10 protein-coding genes are annotated in these 19,887 nt (G+C 60.9%); 8 read left to right on the forward strand and 2 right to left on the reverse strand.

Annotation, left to right across the window (positions count from 1 at the left end):
• The first annotated feature begins 29 nt into the window (after positions 1–29).
• The 5 genes from rpsG (at position 30) to ACWAT3_RS06255 (ending at position 6,387) form a co-directional block, all read left to right on the forward strand.
• Entirely contained in the window at positions 30–500 is a 471-nt protein-coding gene (gene rpsG, locus ACWAT3_RS06235; protein WP_264156984.1) for a 30S ribosomal protein S7, read from the forward strand.
• Between the two features lie 100 nt (positions 501–600).
• A complete protein-coding gene (fusA, locus tag ACWAT3_RS06240; RefSeq protein WP_460796761.1) occupies positions 601–2,715 on the forward strand; it encodes an elongation factor G in 2,115 nt (704 codons plus the stop codon).
• Positions 2,716–2,861: 146 nt separating this feature from the next.
• Positions 2,862–4,052 (forward strand): elongation factor Tu, encoded by a 1,191-nt coding sequence (gene tuf, locus ACWAT3_RS06245; RefSeq protein WP_429458547.1) that lies wholly within the window; start codon positions 2,862–2,864, stop codon positions 4,050–4,052.
• A gap of 117 nt (positions 4,053–4,169) precedes the next feature.
• Positions 4,170–4,844 carry a VanZ family protein gene (locus tag ACWAT3_RS06250; protein WP_460796763.1) on the forward strand — a complete coding sequence of 225 codons (675 nt, stop codon included), beginning with the start codon at positions 4,170–4,172 and terminating at the stop codon, positions 4,842–4,844.
• 229 nt (positions 4,845–5,073) lie between these two features.
• Positions 5,074–6,387, forward strand: coding sequence for an ATP-grasp fold amidoligase family protein (locus ACWAT3_RS06255; RefSeq protein WP_460796765.1), 1,314 nt, complete (start codon positions 5,074–5,076; stop codon positions 6,385–6,387).
• A 169-nt stretch (positions 6,388–6,556) separates the two neighbouring features.
• Here the strand turns inward: ACWAT3_RS06255 and ACWAT3_RS06260 are convergent, their stop codons facing one another.
• Positions 6,557–7,858, reverse strand: a complete 1,302-nt coding sequence (locus ACWAT3_RS06260) for a hypothetical protein (RefSeq protein WP_460796767.1) — start codon at positions 7,856–7,858, stop codon at positions 6,557–6,559.
• 684 nt (positions 7,859–8,542) lie between these two features.
• Here ACWAT3_RS06260 and ACWAT3_RS06265 point away from each other — a divergent pair.
• The 3 genes from ACWAT3_RS06265 (at position 8,543) to ACWAT3_RS06275 (ending at position 16,365) form a co-directional block, all read left to right on the forward strand.
• Positions 8,543–10,705, forward strand: a complete 2,163-nt coding sequence (locus tag ACWAT3_RS06265) for an asparagine synthase-related protein (protein WP_460796769.1) — start codon at positions 8,543–8,545, stop codon at positions 10,703–10,705.
• A gap of 314 nt (positions 10,706–11,019) precedes the next feature.
• The gene (locus ACWAT3_RS06270) at positions 11,020–12,126 is read left to right on the forward strand and encodes a polysaccharide pyruvyl transferase family protein (protein ID WP_460796770.1); all 1,107 of its coding nucleotides are present in this window, start codon (positions 11,020–11,022) and stop codon (positions 12,124–12,126) included.
• A gap of 135 nt (positions 12,127–12,261) precedes the next feature.
• Positions 12,262–16,365 carry a glycosyltransferase gene (locus tag ACWAT3_RS06275; protein ID WP_460796772.1) on the forward strand — a complete coding sequence of 1,368 codons (4,104 nt, stop codon included), beginning with the start codon at positions 12,262–12,264 and terminating at the stop codon, positions 16,363–16,365.
• 361 nt (positions 16,366–16,726) lie between these two features.
• Here the strand turns inward: ACWAT3_RS06275 and ACWAT3_RS06280 are convergent, their stop codons facing one another.
• The gene (locus tag ACWAT3_RS06280; RefSeq protein WP_460796773.1) at positions 16,727–19,816 is read right to left on the reverse strand and encodes a glycosyltransferase; all 3,090 of its coding nucleotides are present in this window, start codon (positions 19,814–19,816) and stop codon (positions 16,727–16,729) included.
• Positions 19,817–19,887: the final 71 nt, after the last annotated feature.

A 19,887-nucleotide genomic window follows, 5' to 3' on the forward strand; every position in this document is an offset into this window, starting at 1 on the left:
CGCTACGGCGCGAAGAAGGGTTGAGTTAGATGCCTCGTAAGGGTCCCGCCCCCAAGCGCCCCGTCGTCAACGACCCGGTATACGGCGCTCCGATCGTCACGTCGCTCGTGAACAAGATCCTCGTCGACGGCAAGAAGTCGCTCGCCGAGTCGATCGTGTACGGCGCACTCGCCGGTGTCCACGCCAAGAACGGCGAGGACGCTGTCGCCACCCTCAAGAAGGCGCTCGACAACGTGCGCCCGACCCTCGAGGTCCGCAGCCGCCGCGTCGGTGGCTCGACCTACCAGGTTCCGGTCGAGGTCAAGCCGCACCGTGCGAACACGCTCGCACTGCGCTGGCTCGTCAGCTATGCGAAGGGTCGTCGTGAGAAGACGATGACCGAGCGTCTGCAGAACGAGATCCTGGACGCCTCGAACGGTCTCGGTGCCGCGGTCAAGCGCCGTGAGGACACTCACAAGATGGCCGAGTCGAACCGCGCGTTCGCTCACTACCGCTGGTAATCAGCTTCGCCGGAGTCGGGCCCTGAGCTCGTCGAAGGGCCCGACTCCGGCACCCTCCCTCTCCTCGCAGTAATCCTGCAAGAAAGATAAGGACACTCCTGTGGCACAAGACGTGCTCACCGACCTGAGCAAGGTCCGCAACATCGGCATCATGGCGCACATCGATGCCGGCAAGACCACCACGACCGAGCGCATCCTGTTCTACACGGGCGTCAACCACAAGCTCGGCGAGACGCACGATGGCGCCTCGACGACCGACTGGATGGAGCAGGAGAAGGAGCGCGGCATCACGATCACGTCTGCCGCCGTGACCTGCTTCTGGAACAAGAACCAGATCAACATCATCGACACCCCCGGTCACGTGGACTTCACGGTCGAGGTGGAGCGCTCGCTCCGCGTCCTCGACGGTGCTGTCGCCGTCTTCGACGGCAAGGAGGGCGTCGAGCCCCAGTCCGAGACCGTGTGGCGTCAGGCCGACAAGTACAACGTCCCCCGCATCTGCTTCGTCAACAAGATGGACAAGCTGGGCGCGGACTTCTACTTCACGGTCGACACGATCGTCAACCGCCTCGGTGCGAAGCCGCTGGTCATCCAGCTGCCGATCGGTGCCGAGAACGACTTCATCGGTGTCATCGACCTCGTCGAGATGCGCGCACTGGTGTGGCCCGGCGATGCCAAGGGTGACGTGACCATGGGCGCGTCGTACGAGATCCAGGAGATCCCGGCCGACCTCAAGGACAAGGCTGACGAGTACCGTCAGGCCCTGCTCGAGACGGTCGCCGAGACCGACGACGCACTGCTGGAGAAGTTCTTCGGTGGCGAGGAGCTCACGGTCGCCGAGATCAAGGGCGCGATCCGCAAGCTCGTGGTCGCCAGCGAGATCTACCCGGTTCTGTGCGGTTCCGCGTTCAAGAACCGCGGTGTGCAGCCGATGCTGGACGCCGTTGTCGACTACCTCCCGAACCCGCTCGACGTCGGTGCCATCGAGGCGCACGACCCGAAGGACGAAGAGAAGATCATCGAGCGTCACCCCGACGCGAAGGACCCGTTCTCGGCCCTCGCGTTCAAGGTCGCCGTTCACCCGTTCTTCGGTCGTCTGACCTACGTGCGCGTGTACTCGGGTCACCTGGACTCCGGCTCCGCGGTCATCAACTCGACCAAGGGCAAGAAGGAGCGCATCGGAAAGATCTTCCAGATGCACGCCAACAAGGAGAACCCGGTCGACTCGCTCACCGCCGGCAACATCTACGCCGTCATCGGTCTGAAGGACACCACCACCGGTGACACCCTGGCCGACATCAACGCCCCGGTCGTCCTCGAGTCGATGACGTTCCCGGAGCCGGTGATCGAGGTCGCGATCGAGCCGAAGACGAAGGCCGACCAGGAGAAGCTGGGTGTCGCCATCCAGAAGCTCGCTGAGGAGGACCCGACCTTCCGCACGGAGCTCAACCCCGAGACCGGTCAGACGACCATCAAGGGCATGGGCGAGCTGCACCTCGACATCCTGGTCGACCGCATGAAGCGCGAGTTCCGCGTCGAGGCGAACGTCGGAAAGCCCCAGGTGGCGTACCGCGAGACGATCAAGAAGGCCGTCGAGAAGTACGACTACACGCACAAGAAGCAGACCGGTGGTTCGGGTCAGTTCGCCAAGATCCAGTTCACGATCGAGCCCCTCGATCTGGACTCGGAGAAGACGTACGAGTTCGAGAACAAGGTCACGGGTGGTCGCATCCCGCGCGAGTACATCGCTCCGACCGACCAGGGCTTCCAGGACGCCATGGCGGCCGGTGCACTGGCCGGTTACCCGATGGTCGGCGTGAAGGCGATCCTGCTCGATGGTGCATCGCACGACGTCGACTCCTCGGAGATGGCGTTCAAGATCGCCGGTTCCATGGGCTTCAAGGAGGCCATGCGCCGCGCGAACCCCGTGCTGCTCGAGCCGCTGATGGCCGTCGAGGTGCGTACTCCTGAGGAGTACATGGGCGACGTCATCGGCGACCTGAACTCGCGTCGTGGTCAGATCCAGTCGATGGAGGATGCCGCGGGCGTGAAGGTCGTGCGTGCTCAGGTTCCGCTGTCCGAGATGTTCGGCTACATCGGCGACCTGCGCTCGAAGACCTCTGGTCGCGCTGTCTACTCGATGGAGTTCCACTCCTACGCCGAGGTCCCGCGGGCCGTGGCGGACGAGATCGTCCAGAAGACCAAGGGCGAGTAAGCCCTTGTCCGGGGCCGCTCAGGCGGCCCCGGACAACACACAACTTCATAACGCTCTCTCTACTAAACTGAGAATCAAACCCCGTAGGGACCCGGTCACAATCCAGTGCCCGACAACCCCTACACGAACGTCCTGAGGAGGACCCAGTGGCCAAGGCCAAGTTCGAGCGGACCAAGCCGCACGTGAACATCGGAACGATCGGTCACGTCGACCACGGCAAGACCACGCTCACCGCAGCGATCTCGAAGGTTCTTGCTGACAAGTACCCGTCGGCGACCAACGTTCAGCGCGACTTCGCGTCGATCGACTCCGCTCCCGAAGAGCGTCAGCGCGGTATCACGATCAACATCTCGCACGTCGAGTACGAGACGCCGAAGCGCCACTACGCGCACGTCGACGCTCCTGGTCACGCTGACTACATCAAGAACATGATCACCGGTGCTGCTCAGATGGACGGTGCGATCCTCGTCGTCGCCGCCACCGACGGCCCGATGGCTCAGACCCGTGAGCACGTTCTGCTCGCCAAGCAGGTCGGCGTTCCGTACCTGCTCGTCGCGCTGAACAAGAGCGACATGGTCGACGACGAGGAGATCCTGGAGCTCGTCGAGCTCGAGGTCTCCGAGCTGCTCGCTTCGCAGGGCTTCGCTGAGGACGCTCCTGTCGTCCGCGTTTCGGGCCTGAAGGCGCTCGAGGGCGACGAGAAGTGGGTCCAGTCGATCCTCGACCTCATGGAGGCCGTCGACGAGAACGTGCCCGACCCGGTGCGCGACAAGGACAAGCCGTTCCTGATGCCCGTCGAGGACGTCTTCACGATCACCGGTCGTGGCACCGTCGTCACGGGTCGCGCCGAGCGTGGCACCCTCGCCATCAACTCCGAGGTCGAGATCGTCGGCATCCGCCCGACGCAGAAGACCACGGTCACGGGTATCGAGATGTTCCACAAGCAGCTCGACGAGGCATGGGCCGGCGAGAACTGTGGTCTGCTGCTCCGTGGCCTCAAGCGTGAGGACGTCGAGCGCGGTCAGGTCGTCGTCAAGCCGGGTTCGGTCACGCCGCACACCGACTTCGAGGGCACCGCGTACATCCTGTCCAAGGACGAGGGTGGCCGTCACAACCCGTTCTACACGAACTACCGCCCCCAGTTCTACTTCCGTACCACGGACGTCACCGGCGTCATCACGCTGCCCGAGGGCACCGAGATGGTCATGCCCGGCGACACCACCGACATGACGGTCGCGCTGATCCAGCCGATCGCCATGGAGGACGGCCTCGGCTTCGCCATCCGTGAGGGTGGACGCACCGTCGGCGCCGGTACGGTCACGAAGATCATCAAGTAAGACTTTCGTCTTACGACGCAGCGGGGTCGGACCTTCGGGTCCGGCCCCGCTGTCGTATGCCCGGGGGATTCTCGGGATGCCGTCGCTACTCTGGAACTCCGTCATCGAAGGAGCCCCATGAGCGAGATCCACGTCGGTCCACCGCCGCCGCGCAGCTACGCGCGCCTCTGGGTCTCGACCCTCCTGCTGGCCGTGTACACCGCGTTCGTGCTGCTCGTGACGATGTGGCCGAGCCCGCAGGATCTCGAGTTCGACAGCATCGCCTCCCGCGTGCTGCGGGCGCTGCACAACATCGGCGTCCCCGAGACGTTCGGCTACGACAAGCTCGAGTTCACCGCGAACATCGCCATGTTCGTCCCGCTCGGGTTCCTGCTCGGCCTGGCCCTGGCGCGCAAGGCCTGGTGGGTCGCGCTGATCCTCCTGCCGGCGTTCTCCGCCGGCATCGAGTTCACGCAGGGTATCGCACTGGAGAGCCGCGTCTCGACGTTCTACGACGTGATGGCGAACTCGATCGGCGGGTTCCTCGGACTGCTACTGGCCATGGTCATCCGCGCGATGATCCACGTGCGCGACCGCACGATGATCGAGCGCGAGCTCTGGGAGCGCCGTCGCGCGGCCGCTGAGCTGCAGCGTCAGAACGCGGCCAGGGCGGCGGCACGGAAGCCCCAGCCTGCGCAGGCGTGGGCTGCTGAGGCGGAGCCGGCCTACGTCGAGCCCGATCCCGTCACCAGGGTGCTGGATGCCGACTTCTGGGCTTCGCCGGATGCCCCGACACAGCGGATCTCGGTGTGACAAGCACCCTAGGCGGGTCGGAGCTTGTCACACCGCGTCCGTGCTGTCGCTCGCTGAGGCGGTGTTGGCGGCATTAGTACCACCAGTTCCACTCCAGTATCGTTTACCTGGGATGCTGGAGCATGGGCGGTACGCGCATATCCGCGTCTAGGAAACGTCGGCAGAACAGGCGCGCGTTTGAACATCTCGAGCGCAACCGCTGCTTGTCTATCGGGAAAGGGATCTCCTAGTGGTTGTAGACATCCGCATCGAGAACATCACGGGGGAGTATCTGCGTGGGTGGGCTATCGACCGGGATGAGCCTGATACTCCTGTGGAGGTCGAGCTGCTGGCGGATGGCATGATTCTGGGTAGCGTGACCGCAAGGATCCTCCGCCACGACATTGCGTCGAAAGGCTGGAATCAAGGGTATTCCGGCTTCCGATTCCCCCTGCCCGCCCGATTGCTCGAAGGCACGCCGGTAGTGTTCTCTGCCCGAGCTAAGGGTGTTTCGGGGCGAATAGATGAGCTATCGCGCGTCCTATCTACGCCAAAATGGTCGTTCAGCCATGGGCAAGAGAAGCCGTGGCTCGCTAGCGGTGATCGCGCTTCAACGCGGAGTACGTTGGTGGACGAGTCGTTTCGCGAGATCGTCGGAATGTTTGAATCTGGACGGATTGACGACGCGATTGGGCTTGCACGAGCGAGGTTCCGAGATGATCGCGGTCTCTTTGCTGTGGACACAGGCATCGTCGAAGCAGTCTCCCGACACGTTGGTGTCAAGACCTTCGAACAGATGATGTCAGACCGTCATCGCGACTGGTTCCGTGCGAAAAATCCTTCGATATGGCAGCGGCGACTCGCGAGCAAGCAGGAGATGCAACGGTTCGCGCGACGAAACCAAGTCGGCACACCCCATCACATCGCCAGTTTTTCGCGACCTGAAGAACTTCTAGATCTTGATTTGCCCAGTCGGTTTGTGGCGAAACCTGATGGCCTTGCTTCCGCGAAAGGCGTCTTTGCCGTCAGCGAAGGCTACGACGCTTTCACTGGGAAGCTGACGACTGCGAAAGACATCGTGAACGCGTGGAGCTCGATCATTGAAGAACGGGAAAAGCCCGTCTCCTTTATCGTGGAAGAGTTCGTGGCGGACCGCTTCGCACCAGGAGCAAACGCGATCCCGCTCGATTACAAGGTCTACGTATTTGGTGGCGTGGCGGGGTTCCTTGAGGTGTTCGATCGGAACAACCCCCAGCCCGGGAGGACCCCGTATTCTGTTGATTGGCATCCGCTGCCGGAGCCGTTGGAAGTCAAGAGCACTCTGGGGCCAGCGATTCGACGGCCAGACAACCTCGACGAGATTGTCCGCGTTGCGGAGCGTTTGGGGAGCGATCTCGGCGCGTTCTGCCGGGTGGACCTCTTCAACGGCGTAGATGGCCCAGTTTTTGGAGAAGTTACGGTGCTACCTGCCAATGGTCGAAATCGAACCGCGTACGCGAATCGCATCACCCAGCAGGCGTACATCGTGTTCGAGGATCAGCAGCTTTGGCAGGCGAACGTCTAACCCGCGTGTGATGACGAAGACCGGGATGACTTTGCTGCATGCTCGCGCGCGGAGTCGACGTGGGCAACTCGTGTCTAGACAGTCGGCGAGTGTTCACCCGAGGCGGAATATCACGAGCAAAGGCCTCACCTGACCTCCGAGGCAGGCGAAGTCCTGTTGCGCGAAGAAATCACGCATCCGGAACTCTGGTGAGAAATCTCTCCACTGTTTGGCCCACCACAATGTCCGGTCTTAGCTCATCCACAAGATCCCATTCAAAATCTGCCCCCCAATGGAAGTGGAACTCGCGGAAAAAGTGCTTCCCCCACCAGGAAAGATACCCGGCGAAATCGCCAGTACCGAAGAATGAATTGCCGAATGCGAGAACTTTGAGCGCGCTCGGGGCCGTGCTGTTGACCCACCGGAAGCGGCGCCCTTGGAACCTATTCGTGGACGGGTAGTAGTTTTCTACCATGGTTAGTCCCCTGCTGTACGCGGATACTCGAGCTTCGCTTGGCTCAATGATCCGCGAATAGACGGGTAGTCCGAAACGCCCCGTGAGATCACCAGGGGCGTAGCGGACCCGGTCCATGCGAACTGCGTCGATCACGGGGACTAGGCCTGGCTCAATCCGCGACATCAAGTTGGCGAAGACCGCTTGTGCGCCGGATGCGGACAGATGTGTATCGGTCATGAGGAATGGATCATCGTCGCTGTTCCATTGCTCAAAGGGGTCCAGACCGCTGACATAGAACTCCGCGTTCTGCAGCCTGTTCTCAAGCGCCTGGAACAGCGGGCTTGGACCATCGATTTGTAGCGGCGCGTCTGCACGGAGAACAGTCAACTTCTCCGGGATAATTGTTTGTTGGTAGCCAATACTGCGCGTTGCACAGCGTTCTTGTCGCTGACCAAACAGCTCCACCCAGCGGTCCGCTTGTGCGTCGAGCGCGTCGTCGCCGGGTTTTTCGTACAGAGAGAGCAAGGAGTTGGTTCCGCCAGTGAGGAAGAGGTGCCCACGCAGTCCTATGGCTGCCGACCGATCCCCCGACGGTAGGCCGGCTGGGAGAAGCACCGGCGACATATTGCCCGCTTTGACCTGTGGTTCAACCGCGTCACGCTCAGCGCGACTCCACAGGGCAAGGCTGGCTCCCTCATTGATCTCGTCGACTGCGGCACGCTTGAGCGCAGCGAGGCCCTCGATCCCGAATCTCATCGCTGCCTCGTCGTCACCGTAATGTGCTCTCACAGAAAGCCGACCGGACACGATGTCGAGAGCCGAAAATCTCGTAGAACACTGAAGCGAGAAGATCACATCCTGGCTTGTGATCTTGAGGAGGTCGTTGCGGGAACCGGCGGGGCGCGCTTCCCCAACAACTCTTCCATCGAAAGTGGCGACGACACGAACGTCGCGATTCTCCTTGGCCTTCGCATTAAAAACCCAACCACGTATGGTCTGCCTATCGAAATCGATACGTTCCGCGTACCCATGCACCCGGCTCAGTGTAGTGCTACGGGTCGCGCGGGTCGCGACGCGCACCTGCATCTCGCTGGCCGAAGTGCGTATTCAGTGCGCGCCTGCTTGATCGGATCGCGGGCGGGCTCGTTGTGCCGGTAACTGATGGTGTCAAGGCTGCGCTGCAGACCTCGGGTGCGAGGGCAACTTCCGCTCGTATGGAACCAACCTGGCGGTTGAACCGGACGAGCACGGACGGGACGCGGCGTGCCCACGCAGTGGTGAGGGGTATCTATCGCGAGTCCTGGACGTAGTTGCCGAACCAGTCATCCTGCCAGCGCAGAATTCGAAGCTCACCGCGGACGTCTGGCTTCGCGTGCGATCCGCGCGCTCAGCGGCGGGAAGCGCAACTCTGAACTCAACGAGACCTAGGTTCAGGTACGAACGTCACTCCGACGCGGTTCGTCGCGCAACCACGCACACATCTGGGGGCCAGGTTGGTCAGCCAGTCCAACGGTGGGTTTCCAGCGGCAGGGACGTTGCTCGGGAGTTGCGATTCCCTCATTGCTCTCTACCGCCGCAAGCACGCGATTCCCCGTCGACATGGAACGCGCGGAGCCCGCCCGAACAGTGGCCGCGGTGGACGGGTTTGGTAAGTGGGCGGAGGTGTACTTTACTGAGATCCGACTCACCCTGCGTCGACCAACCTGGAGAGACCGAAGAATGAGCGACTACATCTTTGTCAGCGATCGAAACGGACGCGCGAGCGGGATGCTAGCTGACCGTTCCTTGGAATTGATTGCTGCGCTCGGCTACCGCGCAGAAGGTGCTGAACACTTCGTTTCTCGAAATCGGCGCATGGCGGCCATACAATTTTCTCGCTCCACACGCCTTTACAGTGCTGATGCACAGCGGCACAGCGATGAGTCGGGAACGGTCACCTTTGTTAAAGGCCACGTGATCGACAAAGGCCGCGACGAAGCCACTTTGCTGACGGCTGATGCGGTGGCAAGAGTGATGGCCAACGAGAGCGCCCAAGGGCTTCGAGCGCGCTTCTCCGGGGATTACGGCATCTGTCGATTTGACGGGGATGAAGCCGCGTTCGTATGTGATCCTCTGTCGATGGTGTCGCTGTTCTTCCACGAGGCTAGCGACGGCACCTGCATTGTGGCGACGAGGCCACGTCTGATTCAGGCGATGCTGCCGCACCTTGGGTTCGACTACCGAAGCCTTGCCTGGCAAGCTGCTGCGTTCTGGCCGCTTGGGGACGACACGTTGGTGGAACGAGTGCGGCGCGTGCCCCAGGGAGGCTGGCTTCGCGTCACCGAAACCGGGCCGACTGTTCATGCTCGACCGCTCTCATATCTCAATCGCCAGGATGGTGGTGAGATGCGCGCCGAGCTCGCCAGAGATCCGCAACAAGTGCTCGACCGCGTGATCGGACAGATGGCGGCCTCGCTTCGAGCGGTGCTGGATAGTGGCAGGAAGGTCAACCTTGCGCTGACGGGCGGTCGCGATTCTCGCGCGATCGCGGCGCTGGCAACGATCGCCGGCCCCGTTCCTCCGACGCTGGCGGCGTTCTCCAACGGGGTTCCAGACCATCCAGACGTCATCGTGGCGAAGAGCGTAGCCGAGGCGATTGGTGCTGATTTCACGAACAACGTGCCGAAACGATCTAGCTTCAATTCTCGAGACATATTCAGACAGAGGCTCGGCGCAGTTTTCCGTTACGACGGCATGGTTCCGATTTGGGACGGTGGCGGCAGTTCTGGAATTTCCGCCTCAGTTCTGTTGCAAGGGCACGTCGGCGAGATTTACCGCGACAAATGGTTCAACACCTCATACGAGTCTCCTGACGATTTCGCTCAGCGAATGTTTGCCGGCGCTGGAGTGGATCCGAACAATCTGCTGCGGGATGAAGCCGAAGCGGAATTCAAAGCTCAGTTGCGTGATCGAGCGCAGTTCTACCTGGACAACGGCGCCCAGGCTCGCCAACTCGGAGGTGTGTTCAGAATTGAGGGCATGCAATCCTGGGAAAGTGCACAGTTTTCGCAGGGAGCGCTTTGGGCCAGTCACCCAGTCCATCCACTGTACGACCCGGATATGATTGACCTCTCGTTCCTTGCTCCCGATGGGTGGCGGGACGACGAGCGAATCCACTATGAAATTACGCGTCGCAGCCAGTTCAATCTCGCCGATTTGCCGTTCGCTGGGCACGGCTGGCATCGGGGGCTGGAGGCGAACGCGGGCTGTCGCTCAGTGGATGTTCCGCCGGTGCCCAATCTGAGGCAGATGGTATCGGCCTCAGGGTGGCAATCTGCGCTATTCTTCTCGTCACCATTGCAGCGACGGTTCTTGGCTGTTATCGACCAGACCGAATCCAGTCCGTTGTGGGAATACTTTGACAAAGAGGCGACGCGTTCTGCGATCATCAACGCGTCAGCAGAGATCCCCTCGATCAAGATGACCCGCATTTACGCTCTCTTGACTTCCCTCTGCTACGCTCACGGATTTGAGCTCCCGTTGAAGTTCAACGCAGAGGTCGGGCATGAAACGCTCGAGGCGCGGACCCTGCTTCGAGCCAGGTCTGGAGCGACGCTTCTTTATGACGGGCGTCAGAGTGGATCGTCGGTTGATGGTCTCGATTCATCGGTGATTGACGCTGTTCCGGAAGTTGATGTTCCCGATCTCGTGATTGATGCGGTGGGCCACGACGGCGCGTCGTTCGCAGACGAGATGGACATCTACGATCTCTATAGCGAGCTCCGCGCGGTTTCGAGCGAGAAGCGCAAGTTGGAGGGCGACCTCCGTGTCGCGCGACGCGAGGTCGAGGTGCTTCGAAAGGGCCAGACGTCAGCGGGCTCAGCTGCCGGGGGGCAGCGCTGAGCGGTTGCTTGCTGCTCGGCGGCCCCTGGCTTCCGCACACGGATTCTGGCGGCACCGATAGCGGAGGACTGTTTCTACGTAGACGGAGCGACAGCGCGGTTCCCGGTCAGGCGGAAGGACGGTAGTGCCAGAGGGCTTTGTGACGATAGCGTGAGCCATGCACAGGACGAGGAACGACTGCATCATTTAGAACCGCATGTCAGGACGGACCCCGGCCTCGCGATCTCCCTGATCGCCTCCTAAGAGCACCGTGCTCCGCGAGGCAGATGTGCCCCCGTCACAAGTCGGCCAGAACCAAATGCCCAGGAGGCTAGATGCGAATCGCACACTTCGGAACTTTTGACGTGGCGAACTACGGGGATCTGTTGTTCCCGCGTCTTCTCGAGTGGCGACTTGGCGACATTGCTGATGAGTTCGTGCACATTTCTCCGGTCGGAGGCCGGCGCATCTACATGGATGTCCCCGTCAGCCGATCAATGGCCGAGGTTCAGCACGATGGCCTTGAGTTTGGTGCCGTCGTGGTCGGCGGAGGTAACATCCTGCACGATAACGAGACGTCCCTACCCGCCTACAAGAACGTCGGACAAGTTGCCTACTCGCGCCTGTGGATCGGTGCTGCGCAACTTGCCACACGGCAACGGATCCCGCTCGTCGTGAATGCGCCTGGAGTCCCGAAACTCCCGGGCACAGCAGGCGCACCGCTGATGCGGCATTTCGCGTCCACGACGGATTATTTTGCGGTGCGCGATGCATACAGCCAGGATCTGCTCCGGAGTATTGGAGTCAATGGCACACGCGTAGTCCCCGACACGGCCCTAGAGATTCGCGAAGTGTTCCCCGCAAGCGCGCCGGTCAACCTGGCTGTGTCCGAACGCCTAGTCCAGTTGCTGGACGAGCGCTACGCGGTCGTGCACGTGAACGACCGCTATGGTGGGGATATTGCATCGCTGGCTCGCAAGCTCGACGAGATCTCACTATCACTCCGGGCCGTGCTCGTGCTCGTCGCCATTGGCCCGTGCCACGGTGACGACGCCTTTGCGCTACGCGTCGCCGCGCACATGGAATCCAACCCGGTCGTGTTCGACACGCCCAAAGCGATTGAAGATATCGCTTACGTAATATCAAAGGCTTGTGCGTACGTAGGATCATCAATGCACGGGTTCATCACCGCAACTTCGTATAAAGTTCCTGCGCTAATCGTCGCGAAGCATACGGCTCAGCATAAGTTTCTTGGGCTTCTTTCTCAGTTGGATGCAGTCGACCGACTTTTCGAAACCTGGGAATCAGTAGCGGAGGCTCTCGCGTCGGAGCGCCAGCCACGCCTGATCGCGCCCGTCGACGTTGGTCCGGCACTCGGACGTATCGACGATCACTGGACCGCGCTTCGAAGCGCTCTGAGCGCTGGCCACGAGCCACGGTAACGGTAGCGGTAAGCGCCGAACAAGCGGACAGCGGGTACGCAGGAGGCGCACCCCGATGCGTTAGCATAGCGTGGACGTGTAGACGGCTCGGCTATCAATCTGTACGTCGATCGTGAGAGGAATAGTGCACCGGATATGACCCAACTTGTCGGCAAGATTGACGGGTTCAACGGACGCGGCGTCTTCGGGTGGGTTCGGCGTCGCGACGAAGAGTCGTCTCTACACATCGACATCTGGCTAGACGGCGTGCGAGTGGCTACGAGCATCCCAGCCGATCGATTCCGCAAGGATCTCGCTGGAGCCGACAGGTCCCATGGGCGGCACGGCTTCGCATGGGAACTCCCGTTGACAGCAACCTTCGGCGATCGAGTCAAAGTGAAGCTCACTTCTAGTGATTCCGGCGAGACCATAAGCGAGCGTGAGTTTCTGGCTCCTTTTGGTGATTCGGCCTGGCGAGGCAGTATCCGAGAGCCAAAGAATCAATCGATAGCGGGCTGGATAAAGCTGAACGGGTCTAACCAGCCGGTTATCGCCGACTTCTATATCGATGAGCATCTCGTCCGTGCGGCGGTGGGGTGCGATATTGTCGTTTCAGAACTTCACGAAAGCTCCGGCAGCGAGGCCTCGTGGGGATTCAACGTCGCGGTTGATGGCTTCATTCCACGTTCGGAGAAGGCCATGGTGTCGCTCCGAGACCCGGCGGACGGCACGGTCATGCTCTCCCGTGAAGTCGCGACCTCGGCGCTCAAGGACTCTTACCGGGGCAACCTCGAGCTTTCCGGAGACGCGGTGATCCGCGGGTGGGCGATAAACGAGAACAATCCCGGAGCGGTCTTCGACGTCGAACTCCTGGTGGATGGGCATCCGTTTCTGACAGCTAAGAACACGCTGCCACGAGTCGATCTCCGCGAGGCGGGCCTGTCGCTTGGCAAGGGCGGGGTACGGTTCGTTAATCCGATGCACGAATGGTTGGCCGATGGCGCAGAGCACACGCTTTCGCTACGCTTTCCAGATCAGACGGCGACAGCCGAGCGTCGATTCACCTCAGAGGTGGTTTCTGATCGAGGCCGAGTAACCCACGTACTGAACCCGCGTCCCCGAGGCGTGACTGTGATCGTTCCCATTTATAACGCACCGGACGATGTGGAGATCTGCATTGAACGGCTCCTCACACACACGTTCGAATCCGCTCAGATTCTTCTCATCGATGACTGCTCTCCAGATCCGCAAATCTCCGAGATCCTGAGTCGCTATCAGGGCCATCCTCGTGTCCGAATTCTCTCTAATAGCGAGAATCTGGGTTTCACGCGAACGGTTAATCGCGGAATCTCCGAAGCTGGCGATAACGATGTCCTATTGCTCAATTCAGATGCCAGAGTTACACCGGGTTGGCTCAATGGCATGCTCTTGGCCGCATCGAGTTCCCTACGCATTGCTACTGTCACAGCCATGTCGGATCGTGCTGGCGCCTTTTCGGCTCCCACTAGCGGAAACGATAACCCCCTCCCCAGCGGCGTGGACGAGATCACCTACGCGCGTGCGTTCCGACGCAGGTCGGTCGGTGTTTACCCTCGAGTTCCCACGGGCAACGGTTTCTGTATGTGGATTAGCCGCGAGTGCCTCAATGAGGTCGGAGGGCTCGACGAACAGGCGTTTCCTCGAGGGTATGGGGAAGAGAATGATTTCTGCATGCGCGCGGGGCGTGCAGGGTGGATCCATGTGATCGATGATCGTACCTATGTCTTCCACGATCGGTCGAAGAGTTTCGGCGATAGCAAGGCCGACCTGCTCGCGGCCGGTCGCGCAATTGTGGACGCGAGGTATCCCGAATACAAGCAAGCGACACGCGTATTTCGGGAGAGTCCGGCGATTGCTCTTGCACGAAATCGCGCGTCCATGGCGTCGAGCGATGTAATGCTTGATCAGGCCCCGACCGCACGAGTGCTATACGTAATTTCAACGACGACCGGCGGGACGCCGCAGACGAATGCGGATCTGATGGACGCGCTGGGCGAGGCTGTGGATCCTTGGGTTCTGCGGTGCGATTCGCGCGAGATCACCCTGAGCAGAGTGATAGATGGCAAACTTCACGACGTGTGCACGTATGAGCTGCGTTCGGCGCTAGAGCCGATCGGGCATTTCTCGCCGGAGTATGATGGCGTCGTCGCCTCTTGGCTAACGCGTTACGACTTCGACGTTGTCCATATCCGCCACTTGTTGTGGCACTCGCTCTCGTTGCCGAACATTGCCAAGACGATCGGCGCGCGGGTGATCGTCTCTTTCCATGACTACTATGCGCTGTCTCCAAACCTCAAGCTGATTGATGATCAGGGAGCTTATCTTGGCGATGAGTTCCGTGCTGCCGGTAGTGTCTTCCGCGACTCGGGCTGGGACGTGAGCGCCTACCCGCTTCCAACTGGTGAATGGCTCCAGTGGTGGCAGGATCGTTTCTGGCGCTCAATTCGTACGGCTGACGCATTCATCACCACATCGGAAAGCGCCAGGAAGTTGATTCTCTCTCATTTCTCGGAGATGGATCCTGCCCGATTCCACGTCATTGAACACGGCCGCGATTTTGAAGAGTTCCGTTCCGTTGCTGCGCGGCCTTCCTACGACAGTCCTCTTCGAATCCTCGTTCCTGGCGGCATTAATGCCGCAAAGGGGGCGGAGATTCTTCGGAGCATGGCAGATTCCGACCTTGACCGTCAGATCGAATGGCATATCCTCGGTCCCATCAAAGAATCGTTCGAATCGGTGGGGTCCAGCGTTGTGTATCACGGCGCCTACAAACGTGAGAACTTTGGCCGTTTGGTCGAGAAAATCGCGCCTCACGCGGGCGTCGTTCTTTCGATCTGGGACGAAACCTACTGCCATACGATCACGGAGATGTGGAGCGTTGGTCTCCCAGTTTTCGTTCTTGATTTTCCGAACGTTGCGGAGCGAGTGCGGCGGTTCAAAGCGGGCTGGATCCTAGATGGAGACGCGGGCCCATCTCTGGCCACGCAGATCGTCGAGACACTTTACGACCGTGAGCAACGCCTCAGGGCGTTGCGTGGGGTTAGCGATTGGCAGACAGGCTGGGGTATCGCTTGGACCCGGAAGCAGATGGCGATGCGGTATCTCGGTGTATATCGGGGAGCCTTGGCCGGCACAGAACCCGGGGTCGCAGACTCTCTCCGAGTGGGGGTCCTCGCCTCGGCGTCTCGGCACCTCTCACGCGGGCCGAAGTCAACGTTCACACGTTTCTGGGAACGCACATCCAATGCTGCGGATCGCAAGGTTGACTATCTTCGGGTGACGCTAGACGGAGCACTGGCAGCAGCGCAGCAGGGTTTGCTCGACGCCCTACTGGTGCAGCCCGCCGCGGTTCCCCCAGCTGCAACCGCTGAGCTCGTACGGACGCTCAAGGCTGCAAGGATTGCCCTGATTCTCGACGTGGATGAGGATCCGGAAACTGGGCATAGCGGTGAGACTGGGCACTCTCCCGCACACCTCACCGCGCTAGTGAGCTGCGCGACGGCGATCTCCGTGCCCACGGTTGCTCTGCGAGAGCGGTTGGCGCCTGCAGCTGGGCCGATTGAGGTGTTCCGCGATGCGCTTAGCGACCGCTTGTGGTCAACACCGGCACGACCGCGGGTGCCGGATGGGAAGATCCGAGCTGTCTGCATGGGGCACCGGGCGCACGGTAGATTCTTTGAGACTATTCTCCAGGCCTTCGATCGCGTGGCGGCTGCGCAGCCAGAGTTCGAGTTCGTGATCATCGGAGCGGAATCGGAGCCGGAATCGGATCACCTGCATCAAGGGCGGCCATGGCTCACACATGTGGTGGTGCCGGCGAATGCCGCCCAGTATCCCCGTTACGTTGAATGGTTGCGCGAGTACTCGGCAGCAGCAGATTTCGCCGTAGTCCCACTGGCGGGGTCTCAGGAGGGATCCACTGCGTCGGATCTCGAAGTCCTCGAGTATCTTGCACTCGGGCTGCGGGTCATGGTAAGTGATGGTTCGTCTCACCGCGAGCATTCGATCCCCGGAGTTACGGTTGTTCCGGGCTCGGACGAGGACTGGACTAGCGCAGTACGTCGGATGACGTCACGCGTGGTGGCAGAGGGGCCGCGTATAGACATGCTTGACTGGATACGCGAAAATCGCGTTCTCAGCGGACAACGCGCGAGATTCGATGCTTTTGTCGAATCGGCAGTATCTGCCGTAGGAACCGAAGAAACGTCGATGACGGCATGATTGGGCGGACATCCTGTAGGAATCCGTGAAAGCTCCGCTCGGGAGGGCGTGAGGAACGAATCGGTGACAGGTTCGGTTTAGGCCGCGAGTTTGGGTCGCGAGTTCGACTTGCTCGGCTGTCCGCCAGGGGTTCCTTCGGCATAACCCCATCCTCGTTTCCAAAGTCAGGAGCCTCCAACAAACTCAGGGCGCTTCACACCGATTCGTTCCTCACACCCGGGGCCGGATATCTCGCAGCTACGAGCGCGTCTTGGTGGACGCCCTGCTAGCGACCGTTCCGACTTCGTTTCGGGAGCCTCGCCCGAGGTTGGTTGCCGGCTCGGCAACGTATCAGAGCTTTAGCGGCTGACTATGAATCGCCTCAGGCATCCTGTGATCGACGGCGGTGGGCCACAGCGGCTTCGAGGAGCGTGCGCGCGCGTGCCTCGAATGAGTGTTCCGTGCGGATTTTCGACGAAAGGCGTGCCATCTGCTCGCCCGAAGGCATCCAACTGCGATCAGCGACTAGCTCGCGCATTCGCTGAACCGAGTCCGCGACCACAACGGCGCCTTCAAAGAGGTCTAGGCCATCGACCGCATCGCTGATCATGGGAGTGCCGCAGGCAAGCGCGTCAAAGGTGCGGTTGTTAATGAACCCCCATTCCGCCATATCGGGGAAGTGATCGTTGAGCACGATGTTCGCCGAGCGATATGCGTGCGGCAGCAACTCAGTGTCTAGGTACCCACTACGGACGTGGCGCTCGGGAGCGAACTTGTCCCACCCGGGGCCCCACAGACCGACAGGAGCTTCTGCTTGTACGGCGAGCCCGACGATCGCGCGTCCGTACTCGTGGCCGTGGCTTCCGCCAACAAAGATGAGATCGTCCGGTTCACGCACGGGGTCCAGATCAGGTCGGAAGCGGCGCGGCGATGTGGCTTGGAGCAACGGCTCAACTCTCCGCCCGGAACGGCTTGTCATCCACGCAGCCCACTTTTCCGATGCCGCGAACACGGCATCGTAGGCCCGCACTTCCTGGACCGTCACAAGCTCTGGTCTGCTTATTACCCAAAGTATGTTCACCGCGCCCGGCTGTGGCGGGATCGCGTGTCGTCCGCGCAGAGTTAGCACCACATCGTCGAGATAAGAGGTGGAGCGTGTCCACGCTTCATGCCGATCAGTGACCACCTGCTGATCGTGCGCACGTAGTGCGTTGGCGAGATCGGCCGCGAACGGGATATCACCCCAACGATCCCCGCCTCGGGTACACGGGACTCCGGTCTTGATTGCCCATCGCAATGCCGGATAGACGGATGCGTCGGCAATGTCACGGTCCTTCACGAGCACTGGTAGTGCCGAAGGCTGCCCGGGAGTGAACGTCGGCGCGAGGTACGTCGCGGTCATTCCCAACGCGCGGTAGCGGCCGCGATCATCGCGCGTGTTCAGGCTGCTCCAGCGTTCCAGGTATGTGCGACGGTTCTCAACCTGCCTGCGTTCTCGATGCGGAGTGGTGGATGGCTCGTGGATTACCACGGCATCGCGTGAACACGCGAACTTCACCGAGCCCAGCTCTTTCCTTGCGCGGTGGCAGAAATCCACGTCTTCGAGTCCATTGGCATATAGAGTATCGAATCCGGAAAGCATGGCGAACGCGGCGGCGTCGAAGAGCGTTGCACTCGCACTGATCGCGGTTAGTTGATCGAGTTGCACGAGACTGGCATCGTCGATCGTCAGATTCGCGAGAAATCCACTAGGGAAAGGTACTCCGTCGTAGAAGGCGTAGCCTGCGTGCTGCACTGTGTAGTCGGGGTTGAGGAGGAGCGACTGCACACCAATGGACTGGCTGGCGCGTTGCGTTTCCGAGAGCGCGTCAAGCCACCCATCGCGCGGATCTGCATCGGTGTCGAGGAAGGCGATCTGGGAACCTGTGCTCAGCGAGAACCCGTAGTTCGCGGCCAACGCAAAGTTGTTGTTTGTGGGCAGCCGAACGTATCGCACGCGGGATTCGTTCGCGTAGCGCGGGATGAGGCGCCGTCCAACGGCAGCACGCGAGCCGTTGTCGACGATTATAATTTCGAGGTCACCATTGAACGTTTCGAGCAACCGGTCGATCGACCGTGTTGCATTGCCCGTTGATCCGGCGACCACGATCGTCACGCTCGTGCGCATGGCTACACGGGCATCCGCGGAACGACGAACGGCGTCCCAGTCGACCAGGTTCTTCTCCCGCACTACCCATTGCCAATGAAGCGATTCGTTCTGCGTGATGCGTCCGTCGGCGCTCTTGTTGTCGTACTCGCAGCCGATGAAGGGCAGATACGCCAACGGGCCTGTCTTCGCAAGACGTAGAACGAGATCGTAGTCCACCCAGCGGCGCAAGCTGACGTCGAAAAAACCGACCTCGTGTAGCGAACGCGCTCGTGCCACGAGCACGTTCAGATCAATCGAATTCCCGAGCTGCAAGTCTGAAAGCTGTGCATTCCCGCCGCGATACGAGACCTCGCCGTCGTCTCCGTGCAATCGCAAACCAGCGTGTGACGCAACGACGTTCGGGGAGGCGTCGAGTGCGGCCACAGAAAGCTCAACGAATCGCTTTGTCCAGGTGTTGTCGCTGTCCAGAAAAGCAATGAACTCTCCGCTGGCGTGTTGCAGACCTGAGTTTCGGCTGGCGCCGACGCCTGCATGCGGGCCCGCCACCAGGTGTACCCGGCGGTCTAAACGCGCGTACTCTGCAACGACGTCGCGCGTTGCATCAGTCGAACCGTCGTCGATCACGATCAACTCGAGTGCTTCATGCGTCTGCGTCAACACCGATTCGATCGCGTTGCCCACGATCTCGGCACGGTTCAGGACCGGCATGATCACTGAGACGAGAGCACTTGATGGGGTGCTTGACGCTGTGAGCTGTCCGACCCACTCCTTCGTGGCTTGCCGATCCCATGTCTTGCGCAGTTCTGGCAAAGAAGACGCACTCTGTACTCGGTACAGTTCTGCATAGTCGTGGAGAGCCACCATCGCTTCGGCCAATGTGGGGATTGGACCCTGGAAAGCATCAGGTACCGGGAGTGGGTCGTTGGGTTGCAGCGCCATGAGGCCTGCTACTGGATCGCCCTCGACGAAGCGGGGATCGAATACGGGGCCCCACGCGTGCGTTCGTGCGCTCGGAGTGCGCAGGTAGGTGAGCAATCGTTCCACGCCGTTGTCGGCGCGAAGGGTCTTGCGGACTGACGCAGGAAGGAATCCAAGGTCGATCAACGGATGCGGCGCGATCTCTGCCGTAGCCCCGTGAGCGACGTAGTGCTGAGCGAGCTGATGACGCGACTTGCCGCTCAGACCGGACACCGCTGCATAGTATGACGCGTCAAAAAGTTCATCGCGGAACAACACGTGCGCGGCGCGCGCGCGGCGGGCCGTCACGACATGAGGCTTCACGGACTTCTTGAGACGCGACAGCGAGATCCCGAACTTGGTCATCACTGTCCTTTGGTGGCGTAGAAGGCTTCGGTGGTGTCTTTGGAGGGGGCCCACCAGGGTTCGTTGGTGCG

The organism is Microbacterium sp. GXF0217, assembly GCF_054798195.1.

Bases quoted from the DNA above. Each gene is read 5' to 3' on its own strand.
- rpsG (WP_264156984.1), top strand. From the start codon at position 30: ATGCCTCGTAAGGGTCCCGCCCCCAAGCGCCCCGTCGTCAACGACCCG.
- ACWAT3_RS06250 (WP_460796763.1), top strand. From the start codon at position 4,170: ATGAGCGAGATCCACGTCGGTCCACCGCCGCCGCGCAGCTACGCGCGC.
- ACWAT3_RS06265 (WP_460796769.1), top strand. From the start codon at position 8,543: ATGAGCGACTACATCTTTGTCAGCGATCGAAACGGACGCGCGAGCGGG.
- ACWAT3_RS06270 (WP_460796770.1), top strand. From the start codon at position 11,020: ATGCGAATCGCACACTTCGGAACTTTTGACGTGGCGAACTACGGGGAT.
- ACWAT3_RS06275 (WP_460796772.1), top strand. From the start codon at position 12,262: ATGACCCAACTTGTCGGCAAGATTGACGGGTTCAACGGACGCGGCGTC.
- ACWAT3_RS06280 (WP_460796773.1), bottom strand. From the start codon at position 19,816: ATGACCAAGTTCGGGATCTCGCTGTCGCGTCTCAAGAAGTCCGTGAAG.